16 protein-coding genes are annotated in these 15,376 nt (G+C 59.0%); 7 read left to right on the top strand and 9 right to left on the bottom strand.

What is annotated here, in order from left to right:
* Positions 1 to 171: 171 nt before the first annotated feature.
* Positions 172 to 894: an FKBP-type peptidyl-prolyl cis-trans isomerase gene (locus AWM69_RS17965; RefSeq protein WP_131653203.1), complete on the bottom strand. Its 723-nt coding sequence runs from the start codon at positions 892 to 894 to the stop codon at positions 172 to 174.
* Between the two features lie 267 nt (positions 895 to 1,161).
* On the opposite strand from AWM69_RS17965, the gene AWM69_RS17960 reads away from it, so the two are divergent.
* Positions 1,162 to 2,976 (top strand): di-heme-cytochrome C peroxidase, encoded by a 1,815-nt coding sequence (locus AWM69_RS17960; protein ID WP_218727810.1) that lies wholly within the window; start codon positions 1,162 to 1,164, stop codon positions 2,974 to 2,976.
* A 43-nt stretch (positions 2,977 to 3,019) separates the two neighbouring features.
* Complete coding sequence (locus AWM69_RS17955) at positions 3,020 to 4,156, top strand: catalase family protein (protein WP_218727809.1); 1,137 nt, start codon at positions 3,020 to 3,022, stop codon at positions 4,154 to 4,156.
* 54 nt (positions 4,157 to 4,210) lie between these two features.
* Here the strand turns inward: AWM69_RS17955 and cysB are convergent, their stop codons facing one another.
* The 4 genes from cysB to AWM69_RS17935 all read right to left on the bottom strand — a co-directional run bounded on the left by cysB (position 4,211) and on the right by AWM69_RS17935 (position 7,176).
* Entirely contained in the window at positions 4,211 to 5,185 is a 975-nt protein-coding gene (gene cysB / locus AWM69_RS17950; RefSeq protein ID WP_048382419.1) for an HTH-type transcriptional regulator CysB, read from the bottom strand.
* A 113-nt stretch (positions 5,186 to 5,298) separates the two neighbouring features.
* Entirely contained in the window at positions 5,299 to 5,799 is a 501-nt protein-coding gene (locus AWM69_RS17945) for a universal stress protein (protein WP_131653206.1), read from the bottom strand.
* A 94-nt stretch (positions 5,800 to 5,893) separates the two neighbouring features.
* Complete coding sequence (locus tag AWM69_RS17940) at positions 5,894 to 6,811, bottom strand: 5'-nucleotidase (RefSeq protein ID WP_218727808.1); 918 nt, start codon at positions 6,809 to 6,811, stop codon at positions 5,894 to 5,896.
* 38 nt (positions 6,812 to 6,849) lie between these two features.
* Complete coding sequence (locus AWM69_RS17935) at positions 6,850 to 7,176, bottom strand: thioredoxin family protein (RefSeq protein WP_048382416.1); 327 nt, start codon at positions 7,174 to 7,176, stop codon at positions 6,850 to 6,852.
* 58 nt (positions 7,177 to 7,234) lie between these two features.
* Here AWM69_RS17935 and AWM69_RS17930 point away from each other — a divergent pair, with 58 nt between their 5' ends.
* Both AWM69_RS17930 and AWM69_RS17925 read left to right on the top strand, forming a co-directional pair.
* Positions 7,235 to 7,681, top strand: a complete 447-nt coding sequence (locus tag AWM69_RS17930; protein WP_218727807.1) for a PilZ domain-containing protein — start codon at positions 7,235 to 7,237, stop codon at positions 7,679 to 7,681.
* Positions 7,682 to 7,812: 131 nt separating this feature from the next.
* Positions 7,813 to 8,889 (top strand): 3-deoxy-7-phosphoheptulonate synthase, encoded by a 1,077-nt coding sequence (locus tag AWM69_RS17925; RefSeq protein ID WP_218727806.1) that lies wholly within the window; start codon positions 7,813 to 7,815, stop codon positions 8,887 to 8,889.
* Between the two features lie 86 nt (positions 8,890 to 8,975).
* On the opposite strand, the gene AWM69_RS17920 is transcribed toward AWM69_RS17925, so the two are convergent.
* Positions 8,976 to 9,257 (bottom strand): GNAT family N-acetyltransferase, encoded by a 282-nt coding sequence (locus tag AWM69_RS17920; RefSeq protein ID WP_048382414.1) that lies wholly within the window; start codon positions 9,255 to 9,257, stop codon positions 8,976 to 8,978.
* 453 nt (positions 9,258 to 9,710) lie between these two features.
* Between AWM69_RS17920 and oprI the strand changes: the two genes are divergently transcribed.
* A complete protein-coding gene (gene oprI, locus AWM69_RS17915) occupies positions 9,711 to 9,962 on the top strand; it encodes an outer membrane lipoprotei OprI (protein WP_003172710.1) in 252 nt (83 codons plus the stop codon).
* 126 nt (positions 9,963 to 10,088) lie between these two features.
* Here oprI and AWM69_RS17910 read toward each other — a convergent pair whose 3' ends face one another.
* The 3 genes from AWM69_RS17910 to AWM69_RS17900 all read right to left on the bottom strand — a co-directional run bounded on the left by AWM69_RS17910 (position 10,089) and on the right by AWM69_RS17900 (position 12,156).
* A complete protein-coding gene (locus tag AWM69_RS17910; RefSeq protein WP_218727805.1) occupies positions 10,089 to 11,102 on the bottom strand; it encodes a L,D-transpeptidase family protein in 1,014 nt (337 codons plus the stop codon).
* 96 nt (positions 11,103 to 11,198) lie between these two features.
* Positions 11,199 to 11,492 carry a hypothetical protein gene (locus AWM69_RS17905; RefSeq protein ID WP_003446817.1) on the bottom strand — a complete coding sequence of 98 codons (294 nt, stop codon included), beginning with the start codon at positions 11,490 to 11,492 and terminating at the stop codon, positions 11,199 to 11,201.
* 58 nt (positions 11,493 to 11,550) lie between these two features.
* The gene (locus AWM69_RS17900) at positions 11,551 to 12,156 is read right to left on the bottom strand and encodes an arylesterase (protein ID WP_218727803.1); all 606 of its coding nucleotides are present in this window, start codon (positions 12,154 to 12,156) and stop codon (positions 11,551 to 11,553) included.
* 10 nt (positions 12,157 to 12,166) lie between these two features.
* Here AWM69_RS17900 and AWM69_RS17895 point away from each other — a divergent pair, with 10 nt between their 5' ends.
* Together AWM69_RS17895 and AWM69_RS17890 are read left to right on the top strand one after the other, a co-directional pair.
* Positions 12,167 to 12,850 (top strand): ABC transporter ATP-binding protein, encoded by a 684-nt coding sequence (locus AWM69_RS17895; protein WP_218727801.1) that lies wholly within the window; start codon positions 12,167 to 12,169, stop codon positions 12,848 to 12,850.
* On the top strand, positions 12,850 to 15,354 hold the full coding sequence (locus AWM69_RS17890; protein ID WP_218727799.1) for an ABC transporter permease: 2,505 nt from the start codon (positions 12,850 to 12,852) through the stop codon (positions 15,352 to 15,354). The genes AWM69_RS17895 and AWM69_RS17890 overlap by 1 nt, the downstream gene beginning before the upstream one ends.
* Positions 15,355 to 15,376: the final 22 nt, after the last annotated feature.

The following is a 15,376-nucleotide window of genomic DNA, read 5'->3' as shown; positions in this document are numbered from 1 at the left end:
ACACACATAAAAAAACCCACAAATTCATTGACTTGAAGGTCAGTAACCACTAGCCAGGCCCTGGCATGGGACAAATAGACGCAGGTTCATGCCTGCGATAAACGCGGAAACGGATCCTGTAAAAACAACAACGCCCCGTCGAAACGGGGCGCTGGGCGTACAAGGTTTCGCTTACTTGGCAGCGTCGCCTTGTTCGGATTTTGCAGGGTCTTTGATACCCAGCAGTTCCAGTTCGAACACCAGCACCGAGTTGGCCGGGATCGCAGGGCTTGGGCTTTGCGCGCCGTAAGCCAGTTCGCTTGGAATGTACAGCTTGTACTTCTCGCCTACGTGCATCAGTTGCAGGCCTTCAACCCAACCCGGAATCACGCCGCTAACCGGCAGATCGATCGGGCTGCCGCGCTCAACCGAGCTGTCAAAGACCTTGCCGTCAATCAGCTTGCCTTCGTAGTGGACAGTCACAACGTCTGTGGCTTTAGGCTGCGGGCCATCGGCTTTTTTGATCACTTCGTATTGCAAGCCGGAAGCAGTGGTCACTACACCTGCTTTCTTGCTGTTTTCTTCGAGGAATTTTTTGCCAGCAGTAGAGGCTTCTTCGCTCATTTTGGTCAGACGCTCTTCTGCACGTTTCTGCAGGGCTGCGAACGCCTCAATCAGTTCTTCGTCCTTGAGCTTCTGCTCTTTCTTGCCAACAGCATCTTCGATGCCTTGGGCTACTGCCTTGGAATCCAGATCATCCATGCCTTCTTGAGCAAGGCTCTTGCCCATGTTCAGGCCGATGCCATAAGAGGCTTTTTGTGCCGGTGTTTTCAGCTCTACGCTGGTCTGCGAATCACAACCCGCCAGTACCAGGCTTACCAGGGCCACAGCTGCCGCCAACCGATGCTGTTTCATGCTTTTTCCTTGTTCATGCGCCAAATGGGCAATCGAATAAAGCCGCGAGCTTATCAGGCGGCCGCGACCAATGGCTACAGGCATGAGAGGGGCAAATGGCTGATAAGTTCATACCGCAAACACAATTCATAACTACCGCAACTATTGCTAACACTTCTGAGAACCTGTCAAACCCCGCCCTCTTCTCGCAGTAGAAACTTATGCCGACTTGATGCTGGGCGGTAGCTAAGGCATAAGACTGTAAAAATTCTTACAAGGAGCGTTACTGTGCGTCTGTTTTACCGTTTTTTGCTGGTGCTGGTTGTGGCATTGGCCGTCGTGCTTGGCCTGGTGATTTACTTCACCGCCAACCCGAAGCTGCCCGTCTACACCCCCCCGCAGAAGTTGCATTACCTGGATCAGTGGAGCCCTGCTGATCGCCAGACTTATTACTTCACGCCTCAGGGCACACAGGTCAAAGGCCTGCATTACGACTGGTTCAGCGCGCTTGAACTGCCTTTTTCGCAACAGCGTTTCGCTGCACCGGAGTACCTGGCGCGCTTTGGCTTTTTAGTTGATCCCGCGCAACAGGCCAGCCCGGCCAATCCGGCCAATTTGCCCGTAGGATTCACCCGCCATCAGAACCCGGGCAGTGACACGCAGTACCTGGACATCACTTGCGCGGCCTGCCACACAGGCGAATTGCGCTATAAAGGCCAGGCCTTGCGAATCGACGGCGCGCCGGCACAACATGTGCTGCCCTCAAGCGTCCCGACCTTACGCGGTGGCAGTTTTGGCCAGGCACTGGTCGCGAGTCTCGCAGCCACCTATTACAACCCATGGAAATTCGAGCGTTTTGCCCGCACCGTGCTGGGCGAGCGCTATGACGAGCAGCACAAACAGCTCCGTACGGACTTCAAGGCGTCTCTGGATAACTTTCTGGCCGTGGCGTGGAACGACACCCATCGCGGTCTCTATCCGACCCTGGAAGGCCCGGGCCGTACCGACGCATTTGGCCGGATTGCCAACGCCAGCTTTGGTGATGCCATTTCACCCGACAACTACCGTGTGGCTGACGCGCCGGTGGACTACCCGCATTTGTGGGATATGTGGACGTTCGACTGGGTGCAGTGGAACGGCTCAGCCAAGCAACCCATGGCGCGTAACGTCGGAGAAGCCCTGGGGGTCGGTGCGACCCTGAACTTTTTCGACAGCAATGGCCAGCCCCTGCAAGGCGATGCCCGCTACCCGTCCAGCGTGCGAGTGCACGATTTGTACCTGATCGAGCAAACCCTGCAAAAACTCAAGCCCCCGACCTGGCCTGAAACCCTGTTTGGCGCAATCGACAAGCCACTGGCCGCCAAAGGCCGGGCGCTTTTCGCCGAGAACTGTGCTGCCTGCCACGTACCGCCTGAAGTTGAAGAGAACGGGCGCATGGTCAAGCAGTTGCGCATGCTGCCTGTCGACGTGATCGGCACGGATCCCAATACCGCGAATAACATCGCCGACCATCGCTATGACCTCAGCGCCCTGCAATGGGACCCGGCCGAGCTGTCGCAGCTTGATGTGACCTTGTCACCCACGCCCGAAGCGCCGCTGGACATGAGCAAGCTGTCGGTGGCCAAAGGCCTGGCCTATGTGACCGCCTTCGTCGAAGATCATGCTTACCGCCAGGCCGGGGTCAGCCCTGAAGAACGGGCGCGCCTCAATGGTTATGGCTTACCGATTGGCGTCTTGGAGTTGCGTGCCTACAAGGCGCGGCCTCTCGACGGGATCTGGGCCACCGCACCGTTCCTGCACAACGGCTCAGTGCCCACGATTTATCAACTGCTCTCACCCCAGGCGGAACGGGACATCACGTTCTATCGCGGCAGCTTTGAATATGACCCGCGCCACTTGGGCTATCGCACGGAAGCCTTTGACGGCGGGTTTGTCCTCGACACGCGCGTCAGCGGCAATCACAACAGCGGTCATGAATTCCGCGCCGGTCCACGGGGCAACGGTGTGATTGGTCGCCTGCTGCAACCCGAAGAGCGCTGGGCCTTGCTCGAATACCTGAAAGTCCTGGGCGGCCCTCTTGAACAGCAGCTCCCTACCCCATGAAGCGCCCTGAACACACCCACGACTTTGCTAAAAGGATATTTGCATGTTGAGCACTTTCTGGCTTCGCCTCGGCTCCTGGCTGGGCAAGACACTGTTGATCCTGATCGGCCTCGGGTTGCTGGCCTGGGGTCTGGCCAGCGGCTGGTACGCCTGGCAGCATCGCGGCCCGGTCTCGACTCAGGAAGAGATCCCGGCCGATGAAGCCGGCATGACCCAGGACACCCTGCAGACGGCCATCCGCATCGTCGACCAGCATCGCGAAAACACTCGTTATCTGCGCGATGCCCACGCCAAGGCGCATGGCTGCGTCAACGCGCAGGTCCGGGTACTGGATGACCTCGACCCGGAGTTGCGCCAGGGTGTATTCAGCGAACCGGGTAAAACCTGGCAAGCGGTGATGCGCCTGTCCAATGGCAATGCCTACCCGCAGTTCGACAGTATTCGCGATGCGCGCGGCATGGCGATCAAGTTGCAGGATGTACCGGGGACTCAGCTACTGGCCAGTCAGCACGATCGGGCCGAACAGGATTTTGTGATGTTCAACCATCCCAACTTCTTCGTCAGTGATGTAGCCGAATACCGTCAGAACATCGCGGCACAGGCCGAGGGTAAAAAAGTCATGGCGTTCTTCCCGTCATGGGACCCGCGTACCTGGCAAATCCGCCACTTGTTTATCGCCCTGGCTACCTTGTCACCGGCGCCGGCCAGTCCGACACAAACCACCTACTTTTCGGTATCGCCTTACAAGTTCGGCACTGCGAATGCCAAGTTTCGCGTAGCCCCCGACCCTGACAATTGCCCGGCGTACACACTGCCCGAGCAAAATCAGGCGCTGCCCAACTTCTTGCGCAATGCCTTGAATCAGCAATTGTCGACTGATCGGGTGCCCGCGTGTTTTGTGCTGCAGATCCAGCGCCAGAATGCCAATCGCTATATGCCAATTGAAGACACCAGCATTGAATGGCAAGAGTCGGATTCGCCTTTCGAGACCGTGGCCCGCATTGAAGTGCCAGCGCAGGATTTTGATACGCCCGGCCAGAATCTGAGATGTGACAACCTGTCATTCAGCCCTTGGCACGGCCTGGAAGCCCATCAACCCATTGGTGGCATCAATCGTCTGCGCAAGGCGGTGTACGACGCGGTAAGCCAATACCGTCACACCCGCAACGCAGAGCAATAAGACCCGCCCTGCAGGAGCGAGCGGGTTCGCTCCTGCAGGGGGATGGTTGGCTGATCAGTGAACCGGCAGCTCGACACCTTCGAACAGGTCTTCGAGCTCCTGCTTGTTGTGGCAGGCGATCGCCTTGGCCATGACTTCACGGGTCAAGTGCGGGGCGAATTTCTCAATAAAGTCACACATGAACCCCCGCAGGAAGGTGCCACGACGGAAACCGATTTTGGTGATGCTGGATTCAAACAGCTCGCTGGCATCCAGTACCACGAGATCGCTGTCGAGTTTGGTATCAACGGCCATTTTGGCCACGATGCCAACCCCCAGACCCAGGCGCACATAAGTTTTGATCACGTCGGCATCGGCGGCAGTAAACACCACTTTAGGCGTCAGGCCACGATGGCTGAAGGCTTCGTCCAGCTTGGAGCGGCCGGTAAAGCCGAATACGTAAGTCACGATCGGGTATTCGGCCAGCGCTTCAAGGGTCAGTTTCGGCAGCTTGGTCAGAGGGTGGCCCTGAGGCACGACCACACAGCGATTCCAGCGATAGCACGGCATCATCACCAGATCGCCGAACAACTCCAGGGCTTCAGTGGCAATGGCAAAGTCAACCGTACCGTCTGCCGCCATCTCGGCGATTTGCATCGGCGAACCTTGATGCATGTGCAGCGCGACATCCGGGTATTGCTTGATGAAGTTGCTGATCACCGGCGGCAAGGCATAGCGCGCCTGAGTATGCGTGGTGGCGATCGACAAGGTGCCTTTTTTCTCGTTGGAGAATTCTTGCGCGATCTGCTTGATGCTTTCGACCTTGCGCAGGATTTCACCAGCAGTGGTGATGATCCGTTCACCGGCCGGCGTCACACGGGTCAGGTGCTTGCCGCTGCGAGCGAACACCTCGACGCCCAGCTCGTCCTCAAGCAGGCGAATCTGTTTGCTGATACCCGGCTGTGAGGTGTAAAGGCTCTGCGCAGTGGCCGAAACGTTGAGGTCGTGGTGCGCCACTTCCCAGATGTAGCGCAATTGTTGAAGCTTCATATGCATCCCTCAAAGCAGTTAGACGCCAAGGGTATCGGCGGCGATATATAACTATATGGAAGGTAAGAAGAATAAATCTAGAACTTTTTTATCATTCCCGCCGTTCTCTGGCCTCACCTGTCGGCACGGTGACGACGCTGCATTAGCGGCACCAGATACACCGGAACCTGCGCCAGGTCGATAACCCGGGCTGCCGTGCGCCCCAAATGGCTGGTACTGCCCGTGGGCTGACCGTGGCTGCCGAGTATCAGCAGGTCAACCGACAACTTGCGTGCCTGCTCCAGAATGACCTGTGCCGGCTCCCCCTGAACAACCTTGACCGAGCGAATCAGGGCCAGTTCCTGCTGACCTTCTGCCAGTTCATCGCGCAGACTTTCCAGCACCCGCTGTTCGATGTTCGAGAGCATGGTCGCCATGCCCTGTCGGTGCAGTTCGCTGAAGGCCTGCTCATCGAGATAGCTTTGCAGCACCGACTCGGCGAACAGCCCCATAGGTTCAACGACATGAACCACATGCAAATCTGCACTAAAACTGCGAGCCAGCCCGAGGGCATGCTGCAACACAACCGGTGCATAAATCCCGAGGTCAGTGGCGAACAGTATCGAGCGAATCATACGACCTCCTCGACTGCCTGAATGGCCGAGATCAAATGAGCTTAGCAGCGCCATGACAATCGGTATTGCCCGCGCGATGACTTACCCGCCGGGGCTACTCGGGTATCCGGTCAGGCCGCTCGTTGCTGATCCCGTGGGGAACATGACCGGTGGCAACCACCTGACGGGTCTTTTCGCAATGGCCGGTCTGGTCATCGAAAAATACATCGGCCGCAAAAGCCTCCAGGAACGCCGATTTGTCGAGCCCGCCGAGAAACAATGATTCATCCAGACGGATATCCCAGTCGCGCAGTGTGCGAATCACCCGCTCATGGGCTGGCGCGGAGCGTGCGGTCACCAGCGCTGTGCGTATCGGGCACGTCTCGTCGGGGAATTCGCGCTGCAGCAGGTTCAGGGCTTCGAGAAACCCCTTGAATGGCCCACCGCCCAATGGACTGTGCGCTGACGTGCGCTCCAGCGACTGAAACGCCTCTAGCCCTCCGGACTGGTACACCCGCTCGGACTCATCAGAAAACAGCACGGCATCCCCGTCAAAGGCAATGCGCAGCTCGTTGTTTTGCGCACGCCGCGCGCCCCCCGAGAGAATCGTCGCGGCCGCAAAACCCGCATCCAGTGCGCTGCGCACATCCTCAGCGTGGGTCGACAGAAACAGATCACACCCGAATGCGTTGAGATACGGGTGCGGGTTGCGCCCACCGGAAAAAGCCGCCCGGGAGATGGCCAGGCCGTGATGTTGTATGGAGTTGAATACGCGCAGGCCCGTGTCCGCGCTGTTGCGCGAGACCAGCACCACCTCGACCCGCTCACGCCCGAGGCTGGCATTGATGCTGAGGAGTTTTCTGACCAGGGCGAATGCATCGCCTGGCTCAAGCACTTCATCTTCATGTTCGATCTGATATTGGCGGTAAGCCTCGATTCCTTGCGCCATGTACACCTGATGGCTGTCACTCAAATCGAATAACGCCCGGGAAGAGATGGCCAGTACCAGCTTGCCGTTCAAGCCTTTACTCATGTTGCCTCCGCAGGATGGGATAGGTGTGCAACGCCGGTTCAGGGCAGTTCGTCAGGCTCAAGCATCAAGGCAAGCCGAATATGGTGTGCCAACTCGCCCTCGCTCAGGCGCGACTTCAACTCGCCGTGGAATGCCCCGTCCCGCACGACGAACAGGCTTGGCAAATGGAAGATGCCGTAGCGCTCGACCAGCCCGCCGTTATTCCCCGCATCAATCCAGCACAGTTGATCGATGGGCAACTGCATACCGGGCAACAACCTGCGCGCCGTCCGACACCCCGAACAGCCGTCACTGGTAAAGACCACCAGCGAGGTACCGGGCAACGCCAGCAAACGCTGATCGGCATCAAAATCAGTCAGTTCCATTTCGCTCACTATACTCAGGAAAACAATATCGAATCGCTAGCACTTGGAGTGTGCGTTCATGGGTCGTTTCTTACCTCACCCAGATGATGTTCCTGTTGAGATAACACCCCGCAACCAACCATCCCTTTCACGCCGCAAGTTGCACTCTATCAGCCTCGGCGGCGTGTCATGCAATAGTGACCGACGCTGGCGACGTGGCGTCGCGGTGGAGATGCGCATGCCTACCCTGGGTGCGAGTGCCCATTACCCCGGGTATGTTGCCTGGTGCGAGAAAACCCCCGAGGGGTATCGCATCGGGGTGGTCTTTACCGATGAACAAACCCTTTTTGGTGCGCGGATGGGTGAACAGGTGTGCCAGATCGAACACTATTACCGACTCCAGCAACAGCTCAACCTGACGCCCGAAAGCATGGATACCCTGGCCATCGAATGGGTCAGCCATCACGCCCCGGAGTTCTCACGGGCCACTATGGGCCGCAAGCTCGCGCTGCCATTGCTGGATTAAAGCTGCGCCTGCCCATTGTCGAATAACGGGATAACGCGTTAAGGTTCGGCTCCCCGGTGCGCTCAATCATGCTGTGCTCCGCCGCTCGGGGATCGCTGGCGGCCGGCACCCGTGACCTGACGAGTAACACGATGGCTGATTTACCGATCGACGACCTAAACGTTGCCTCCAACGAAACCCTGATTACACCTGCACAACTCAAGCGCGAGATGCCTCTTAGTGAAGCCGCGCTGCAGACGGTGACCAAGGGACGCGAGGTGATTCGCAACATCCTGGATGGCAAGGACCATCGACTGTTCGTTGTCATCGGGCCTTGCTCGATCCACGATATCAAGGCGGCTCACGAATACGCCGAGCGCCTCAAGGTGCTCGCTGCAGAAGTCAGCGATACCCTGTATCTGGTCATGCGCGTCTATTTCGAAAAACCACGTACCACCGTGGGCTGGAAAGGTCTGATCAACGACCCGTACCTGGATGACTCGTTCAAGATCGAAGACGGTTTGCACATCGGCCGCAAACTGCTGCTGGACCTGGCTGAAATGGGCCTGCCAACCGCAACCGAAGCCCTTGATCCGATCTCCCCGCAGTACCTGCAGGACCTCATCAGCTGGTCGGCCATTGGTGCACGCACCACCGAATCCCAGACTCATCGCGAGATGGCGTCCGGTCTGTCTTCGGCCGTGGGCTTCAAAAACGGCACCGATGGCGGCCTGACCGTTGCCATCAATGCCCTGCAATCCGTGTCCAGCCCGCACCGTTTCCTGGGTATCAACCAGGAAGGTGGGGTGTCGATCGTCACTACCAAAGGCAACGCTTACGGTCACGTGGTACTGCGTGGCGGCAATGGCAAGCCGAACTACGACTCCGTCAGTGTGGCTCTTTGCGAGCAAGCCCTGAACAAGTCGAAAATCAGCCCGAACATCATGGTCGACTGCAGCCACGCCAACTCCAACAAAGACCCGGCCCTGCAACCGCTGGTAATGGAGAACGTGGCCAACCAGATCCTTGAGGGCAACCAGTCGATTATCGGCCTGATGGTCGAAAGCCATCTGAACTGGGGCTGCCAGGCAATCCCGAAGAACCTCGAAGACTTGCAGTACGGTGTTTCAATCACTGATGCCTGTATCGATTGGGCCAGCACTGAAAATACCCTGCGCAGCATGCATGCCAAACTCAAGGATGTACTGCCGGCACGTACGCGCGGCTAACAGCGTCCACTGAAAGCAAAAACGCCAGCGACCTTAAACAAGTCGCTGGCGTTTTTTATTGCCTGTTCGCAGGGAGCGCAGTGCGCTCAGAGCTTGGCCATCTTGAGCTGATGGCGCTCCATGTAGCGCTCGACATAAGAACATGACGGGATAACCGAATACCCCATGTCTTCGGCGTACTTGAGTGCAGCCTCGGTCAATGCCGCCGCGACACCGCGACCGCGCAAGGCATTGGGCACAAACGTACGATAGATATCCAGCGTCTGTTTGCCCAGATCCATATAGGTCAGGTAAGCACGATGACCGTCGACAGTGGTCTCAAACTGGTGACCTGCCTGGTCATGGTGGATGGACAACGCCTCGCTCATCATTGCTCCTTAGCGGGTCTTGAACCGTGACCCCTACATTACTGATGTTTTTCCGCCGAGGGAACCACTAGGGGAACGCTCGCAAAACAAATGCTCAATCGCATACGGTCATGGCGTCGAGGTCGTGCGCAGAAACATCTGCTCAACCATCTCATCAGGCAGACAACATGAGAGTAACCCTGAACATTTTCCGGAAGGTTGAGCCTATGACGTACGCGCACACATAAAGTCACGTACTAACGTATCGGGCACGTCTTCTTCAGCAACTCCAGACTGACTATTTTTCAAGCACAATCAGATGAATTTAGCCCATCTATATGGGTTGCCAATTATTTTTTTTGGTTCTTGCACTCGGTCAGTTTACTTACTACAAGTAATGGGTACTATGTACGCCGGCTGTATCCTCACTTTGAAGGAGCAGCTTCAATTAGAAAGTCCTTGAAGGGGAACACGATGAACAACGTTCTGAAATTCTCTGCTCTGGCATTGGCCGCAGTTCTGGCTACCGGTTGCAGCAGCGTATCTAAAGAAACTGAAGCCCGTCTGACTGCAACTGAAGACGCAGCAGCTCGCTCCCAGGCTCGTGCTGACGAAGCCTACCGTAAAGCTGATGAAGCTCTGGCTGCTGCTCAAAAAGCACAGCAGACTGCTGATGAAGCAAACGAGCGCGCTCTGCGCATGCTTGAAAAAGCAAGCCGCAAGTAATAGTCCTTCGGGATTGTTACCAAGCCGCCCCATTTATGGGGCGGCTTTTTTATTGCCCGTCACCCAGTCGGCAGGCAATAAAAAACCGCCGCGGGTATTAACCGCGGCGGTTTTTTTAGTCCATGCTTACTGCACGTAGTCCAGCGACTCTCCGGCTGTTACGGTGGTGTCGACACCCACTTCGGTGGGCACTCCAGTCTCCGCACGAACAACCGCCAATGCCTTGTCCCGATCGATCTGAATATTCATTTTCAGCTCGGGGCGATTCAACACCTTATTGACCACTGCGGCATACCTTTCTGCCACTTCTTCGTCGGAAGCATCCGATGGCGCACCCTGGGCAACCAGAGAACCATCGCTGACATTCAACGGCTGATGAAGCTCAAGGTAAACCTTGCCACCGCTCACGCCGAGCTTGTACGGCTCATTGATGATTCTGACCGGCGTACCGACCGGTACCATGTCTGCCATTTCCAGAACGTTCTTGTTGAACATGCGGAAGCAGCCATGGCTGGTCCCTGTACCGATACCGAACTTCGCATTCGAACCGTGGATCAGATAACCCGGCATCCCGAGGGTGAACTTGAATGGCCCCAGCGGGTTGTCCGGCCCTGCGGGCACGACGTTGGGCAGCGGATCACCATTCATGGCGTGTTCGGCCTTGATCGAAGCCGGAGGGGTCCAGGTCGGATTAGGGGTCTTGGCGGCGATCCGGGTAGTCCCTACAGGCGAACCCCAGCCTTCACGGCCAATGCCCAGCGGGAATGTGTAGACCACATCACGGCCTTTCGGGTAGTAGTACAGGCGGTACTCGGCGAGGTTGATCACGATCCCTTCGCGTTTGCCCGGCGGCAGGACAAACTGGGTCGGCAACACCACGTCGGCCTCTTCACCTTTGGTCTTCACCGGCAGCCAGGCGTCTACCCCGGGGTTGGCCGCGACCATTTCCGAGTACCCCAACTCGTACGTTTCACCCAGATCAGCGAATGAGTCTTCGTACTGAGCCTTGATCACCTGCACCTGGCCGACGACATCCTCGCCAGGCGGCGGCAGCGGAAATTCAAGCGCAGCAACGGGACCCGCAACACAGAGTGCGGCAACTGACAGGTAGCGGGTGACGGCAGGTAGGCGCGGCAACATCCGGAACATCCTTCGCATAATCAACGGGGGATAAAAGAGCGAGTGTACACCTCGCCCACAGGCACCGGGAGGCGCTAAAGCGTCAGATGAATTGCATCATAGTTCAAAGCGCAGTTCCGGCCAGATCGGCTCGGTTCCACGGCGCTGCGATTCGATAATCGCCCGGCACAGCGGACACAACCGATGATCCTGGAAAACCTTGCGCGTGACATCCGACCAACGCGGCTGCGCGGGCAACAACGAACCGCACAAGGTGCGATCGATCGTGCCTCCCAGCTCCAATTGACGCGTCACCAAATGTACCCGAACCTCCTGGCAGGCGAACAAATCGAGCTGCTCATCGGGCTCGATCAGTTGATAGGCATATAAAGACCAGGCAGGACGCGACATCGGGGGCTCCAAATCGGGGGGGCGCCACCTTAGCCGAAACACTGCAACTAGAAAAGCATCAAAGCAGGGGTTTTAGCGCTGGCCACACATTATCCAGCAGTTTGCCCTGGGCACCGACAGCCGGATGCACGCCATCAGCCTGCATCAGCTCGGGATGCCCGCCCACGCCCTCAAGCAAAAACGGCACCAGCGCCACTTTCTTTTCGCTACCCAACTGGCTGTAAACCTCGGCAAAGGCCCGGGTATATCGCGCACCATAATTGGGCGGCAGTTGCATCCCCAGCAGCAGGACTTTGGCACCGGCCTTTTGCGACGCTTCAATCATGCTTGCAAGATTCTGTTTCAATTGAGCGGGCTGCTGGCCACGCAGGCCATCATTGCCGCCCAATTCGAGGATCACCACCTCGGGTTTATACGCTGCAAGCAGCGCGGGCAAACGCGCCAGGCCTCCTGCGCTGGTATCACCGCTGACCGACGCATTGACCACTTTATCGTCGTATCCCTGCTGCCCGAGCCGCTGCTCCAGCAATGACACCCACCCAAGACGGGTATCCAGGCCGAAAGCCGCGCTGATACTATCGCCGACAATCAGGATTGTTCCCGCCGTTGCATTCTGCGCCATGCACATCAGGGCCAGAGCAGCACTTAAAAACCACACACGCATTGGATTCTCCATGGGCGAAAGTATTCTCACCGCGCAGAACCTTAGCAAAGTGGTCCCCAGCACGGAAGGCGCTTTGACCATCCTCCACCCGCTGAGCCTCGAGCTGAACAAGGGCGACAGCCTGGCCATCGTCGGCGCTTCCGGATCCGGCAAGTCGACCTTGCTGGGATTGCTGGCCGGCCTCGACCTGCCAAGCCAGGGTGAAGTGATCCTGGCCGGGCGCGCCTTGAGCACCCTCGACGAAGACCAGCGAGCACGGGTACGGGCCGAACACGTCGGCTTTGTGTTCCAGTCGTTCCAGCTTCTCGACAGCCTCAACGCCCTGGAAAACGTCATGTTGCCCCTGGAACTCGAAGGCCGCAAAGATGCCCGCGAGCACGCCCGGCACTTGCTGGAGCGTGTCGGCCTGGGCCAGCGCCTGAGCCATTCGCCCCGTCAGCTGTCAGGGGGTGAGCAACAGCGGGTCGCCATTGCCCGTGCGTTTGCGGCCAACCCCGATGTACTGTTTGCCGACGAGCCCACCGGCAACCTCGACAGCCACACCGGCGAACGCATCACCGACTTGCTCTTCGAGCTGAACAAGGAAAGCGGTACCACACTGGTACTGGTCACCCACGACGAGCGCCTGGCCCATCGCTGCCGACGCCTGATCCGTCTTGAAGCTGGCCATCTGGTCGGCCCCCTGGAGCCTTGATGGCACGCTTGCCGCTGTCGCGTCTGTTAAGCCTGGCCGTACGCCAACTGCTGCGTGATGCCCGCGCCGGCGAACTGCGCGTACTGTTCTTTGCGCTGCTGGTCGCGGTGGCTGCCAGCACCGCCATCGGCTATTTCGGGGCACGCCTCAACGACGCAATGCTGCTGCGCGCCACCGAGTTCCTGGGCGCCGACCTGGTACTCGATGGCAGCTCTCCTGCCCGCGACGAGCAAGTCCGGGTCGGTAAGGAACTGGGGCTCGAACATGCCCGGGTGGTCGAGTTCTCCAGCGTGATCGCAACCGACAACGGGATTCAGCTGTCCAGCATCAAGGCTGCCGATGAGGCCTATCCATTACGCGGGGAGCTTAAAAGCGCGGCCCGGCCTTATGCCGAAGAACAACCGGGTGGCGGACCCAAATCCGGAGAGGCTTGGGCCGAAGCCCGTCTGTTGACGGCGCTGGACCTGAAGATCGGCGATGAGATCGATGTCGGCTCCAAAACCGTGCGCATCACCCGGGTCCTCACTTACGAACCCGACCGCGCGGGCAATCTGTACAGCCTGACGCCACGGGTCCTGATCAACCTTGACGACCTGGCGGCCACCGGTATCGTGCAGCCCGGGAGCCGGGTGACTTTCCGCGAGCTGTGGCGCGGTGAAACCCCCGCGCTGGCGTCGTATCACCAGGTGATCGAAGCCGGTCTCGAACCTAACCAGCGCCTGCTGGATGGCCGTGATGGCAATCAACAGATCGGCGGTGCGCTGGGCAAGGCCGAGCGTTATCTGAATATGGCCAGCCTGGTGGCGGTGCTGCTGTCCGGTGTCGCGGTGGCCTTGTCGGCCACCCGTTTCGCCAATCGACGTTTCGATGCCAGCGCCCTGTTGCGCTGCCTGGGCTTGTCCCGCAGCGAAACCCTGCTGCTGTTTACCCTGCAACTCACGATCCTCGGGCTGCTGGCCAGCCTCGTCGGCGCAGCGCTCGGCTGGCTGGCGCAACTGGGGCTGTTCGCCTTGCTGCACGACCTGCTGCCGGCCAACGTCCCCGGCGGCGGCCTGATGCCCGCCATTGCCGGCATTGGCACCGGGCTGGTGGCATTGGCCGGCTTTGCCCTGCCACCGCTGGCCGCTTTGGGCCGCGTACCGCCACTGCGTGTCTTGCGCCGCGACATGCTGCCCGTCCCGGCCGGCACCTGGGCCGTTTACGGTGCCGCGCTGCTGGCACTCGGGCTGATCATGTGGCGCATGAGCCTTGACCTGGTGCTGACTTTCGCCCTGCTCGGCGGCGGTGTGGTGGCCGCGCTGGTACTCGGCGGCCTCTTGCTGCTGGGTCTGCAAAGTCTGCGTCGCCTGCTGGCCCGCGCTTCATTGCCCTGGCGCCTGGGGCTGGGCCAGTTGCTGCGTCACCCGTTGGCAGCGGCAGGCCAGGCCCTGGCCTTCGGCCTGATTCTGCTGTCGATGGCCCTGATCGCCCTGCTGCGCGGCGAACTGCTCGATACCTGGCAAAACCAGCTGCCTGAAAACGCTCCGAACTATTTCGCCCTGAATATCCTGCCGGCGGACAAGGACGCCTTCGGTGCCCGCCTGCATGAACTGCAAGCCCAGGCTGCGCCGCTGTATCCCGTGGTACCGGGGCGCCTGATCAGCATCAACGGCCAGCCGGTGCAAGACATCGTCAGCAAGGACTCCAGCGGCGACAAAGCCATCCAGCGTGACCTGAGCCTGACCTGGGCCGCCAACCTGCCTGCAGGTAACGTGTTGACCGCAGGCAATTGGTGGGATCAACCGCCCGCCGGAGAAGTACCCGGGGTATCCGTCGAAGCCAAGGTTGCCGAAAGCCTGAAGCTGAAACTGGGGGACCACTTGATGTTTACGGTCGCCGGGGTCAACCGTGAAGCCCGGGTCACCAGCTTGCGCAGCATCAACTGGGACAACTTCCAGCCGAACTTCTTCATGATCTTCCAGCCCGGTACGTTGCAGGATCTGCCCGCCACCTACCTCACCAGTTTTTATCTGGCACCGGGGCACGACCCGCAAATCATCGAACTGTCGCGCAGCTTCCCGGCCGTCACCATCCTGCCCATCGAAGCCTTGCTGGCACAGCTGCGCAGTATCCTCGCGCAAGTGACCATGGCCGTTGAATATGTGCTGCTGTTTGTGTTGGCCGCAGGGATGGCGGTGCTGTTTTCCGGATTGCAATCCACCCTCGACGAACGGATTCGTCAAGGTGCGTTGCTGCGTGCGCTGGGGGCCGAGCGACAGCTGCTGATCAAGGCACGGCGCATCGAGTTCGGCTTGCTCGGTGCCACCAGCGGCTTGCTCGCTGCGCTGGGCGCCGAACTGGTCAGCCTGGTGCTCTATCGCTTCGCCTTCGACCTGCCCTGGCATCCACATCCGTGGTTACTGCTGCTGCCTGTCATCGGCGCCTTGATGGTCGGCGGCGCAGGCGTGTTCGGCACCCGCCGGGCGCTCAATGCCAGCCCGCTGACAGTGTTGCGCGAGGGCTGATAGACTCGCGCCCTTCCCTGCA

Origin of the sequence: Pseudomonas sp. D1HM, from assembly GCF_019266105.1 — a bacterium.
In the GTDB taxonomy this organism is placed as follows: Bacteria; Pseudomonadota; Gammaproteobacteria; order Pseudomonadales; family Pseudomonadaceae; genus Aquipseudomonas; species Aquipseudomonas taetrolens.
This window is presented reverse-complemented; position numbering and strand designations above follow the sequence as displayed.

Coding starts and splice junctions, on each gene's coding strand:
- AWM69_RS17965 (WP_131653203.1), bottom strand. CDS start 894: ATGAAACAGCATCGGTTGGCGGCAGCTGTGGCCCTGGTAAGCCTGGTA.
- AWM69_RS17955 (WP_218727809.1), top strand. CDS start 3,020: ATGTTGAGCACTTTCTGGCTTCGCCTCGGCTCCTGGCTGGGCAAGACA.
- cysB (WP_048382419.1), bottom strand. CDS start 5,185: ATGAAGCTTCAACAATTGCGCTACATCTGGGAAGTGGCGCACCACGAC.
- AWM69_RS17945 (WP_131653206.1), bottom strand. CDS start 5,799: ATGATTCGCTCGATACTGTTCGCCACTGACCTCGGGATTTATGCACCG.
- AWM69_RS17940 (WP_218727808.1), bottom strand. CDS start 6,811: ATGAGTAAAGGCTTGAACGGCAAGCTGGTACTGGCCATCTCTTCCCGG.
- AWM69_RS17935 (WP_048382416.1), bottom strand. CDS start 7,176: ATGGAACTGACTGATTTTGATGCCGATCAGCGTTTGCTGGCGTTGCCC.
- AWM69_RS17930 (WP_218727807.1), top strand. CDS start 7,235: ATGGGTCGTTTCTTACCTCACCCAGATGATGTTCCTGTTGAGATAACA.
- AWM69_RS17925 (WP_218727806.1), top strand. CDS start 7,813: ATGGCTGATTTACCGATCGACGACCTAAACGTTGCCTCCAACGAAACC.
- AWM69_RS17920 (WP_048382414.1), bottom strand. CDS start 9,257: ATGAGCGAGGCGTTGTCCATCCACCATGACCAGGCAGGTCACCAGTTT.
- oprI (WP_003172710.1), top strand. CDS start 9,711: ATGAACAACGTTCTGAAATTCTCTGCTCTGGCATTGGCCGCAGTTCTG.
- AWM69_RS17910 (WP_218727805.1), bottom strand. CDS start 11,102: ATGTTGCCGCGCCTACCTGCCGTCACCCGCTACCTGTCAGTTGCCGCA.
- AWM69_RS17905 (WP_003446817.1), bottom strand. CDS start 11,492: ATGTCGCGTCCTGCCTGGTCTTTATATGCCTATCAACTGATCGAGCCC.
- AWM69_RS17900 (WP_218727803.1), bottom strand. CDS start 12,156: ATGCGTGTGTGGTTTTTAAGTGCTGCTCTGGCCCTGATGTGCATGGCG.
- AWM69_RS17895 (WP_218727801.1), top strand. CDS start 12,167: ATGGGCGAAAGTATTCTCACCGCGCAGAACCTTAGCAAAGTGGTCCCC.
- AWM69_RS17890 (WP_218727799.1), top strand. CDS start 12,850: ATGGCACGCTTGCCGCTGTCGCGTCTGTTAAGCCTGGCCGTACGCCAA.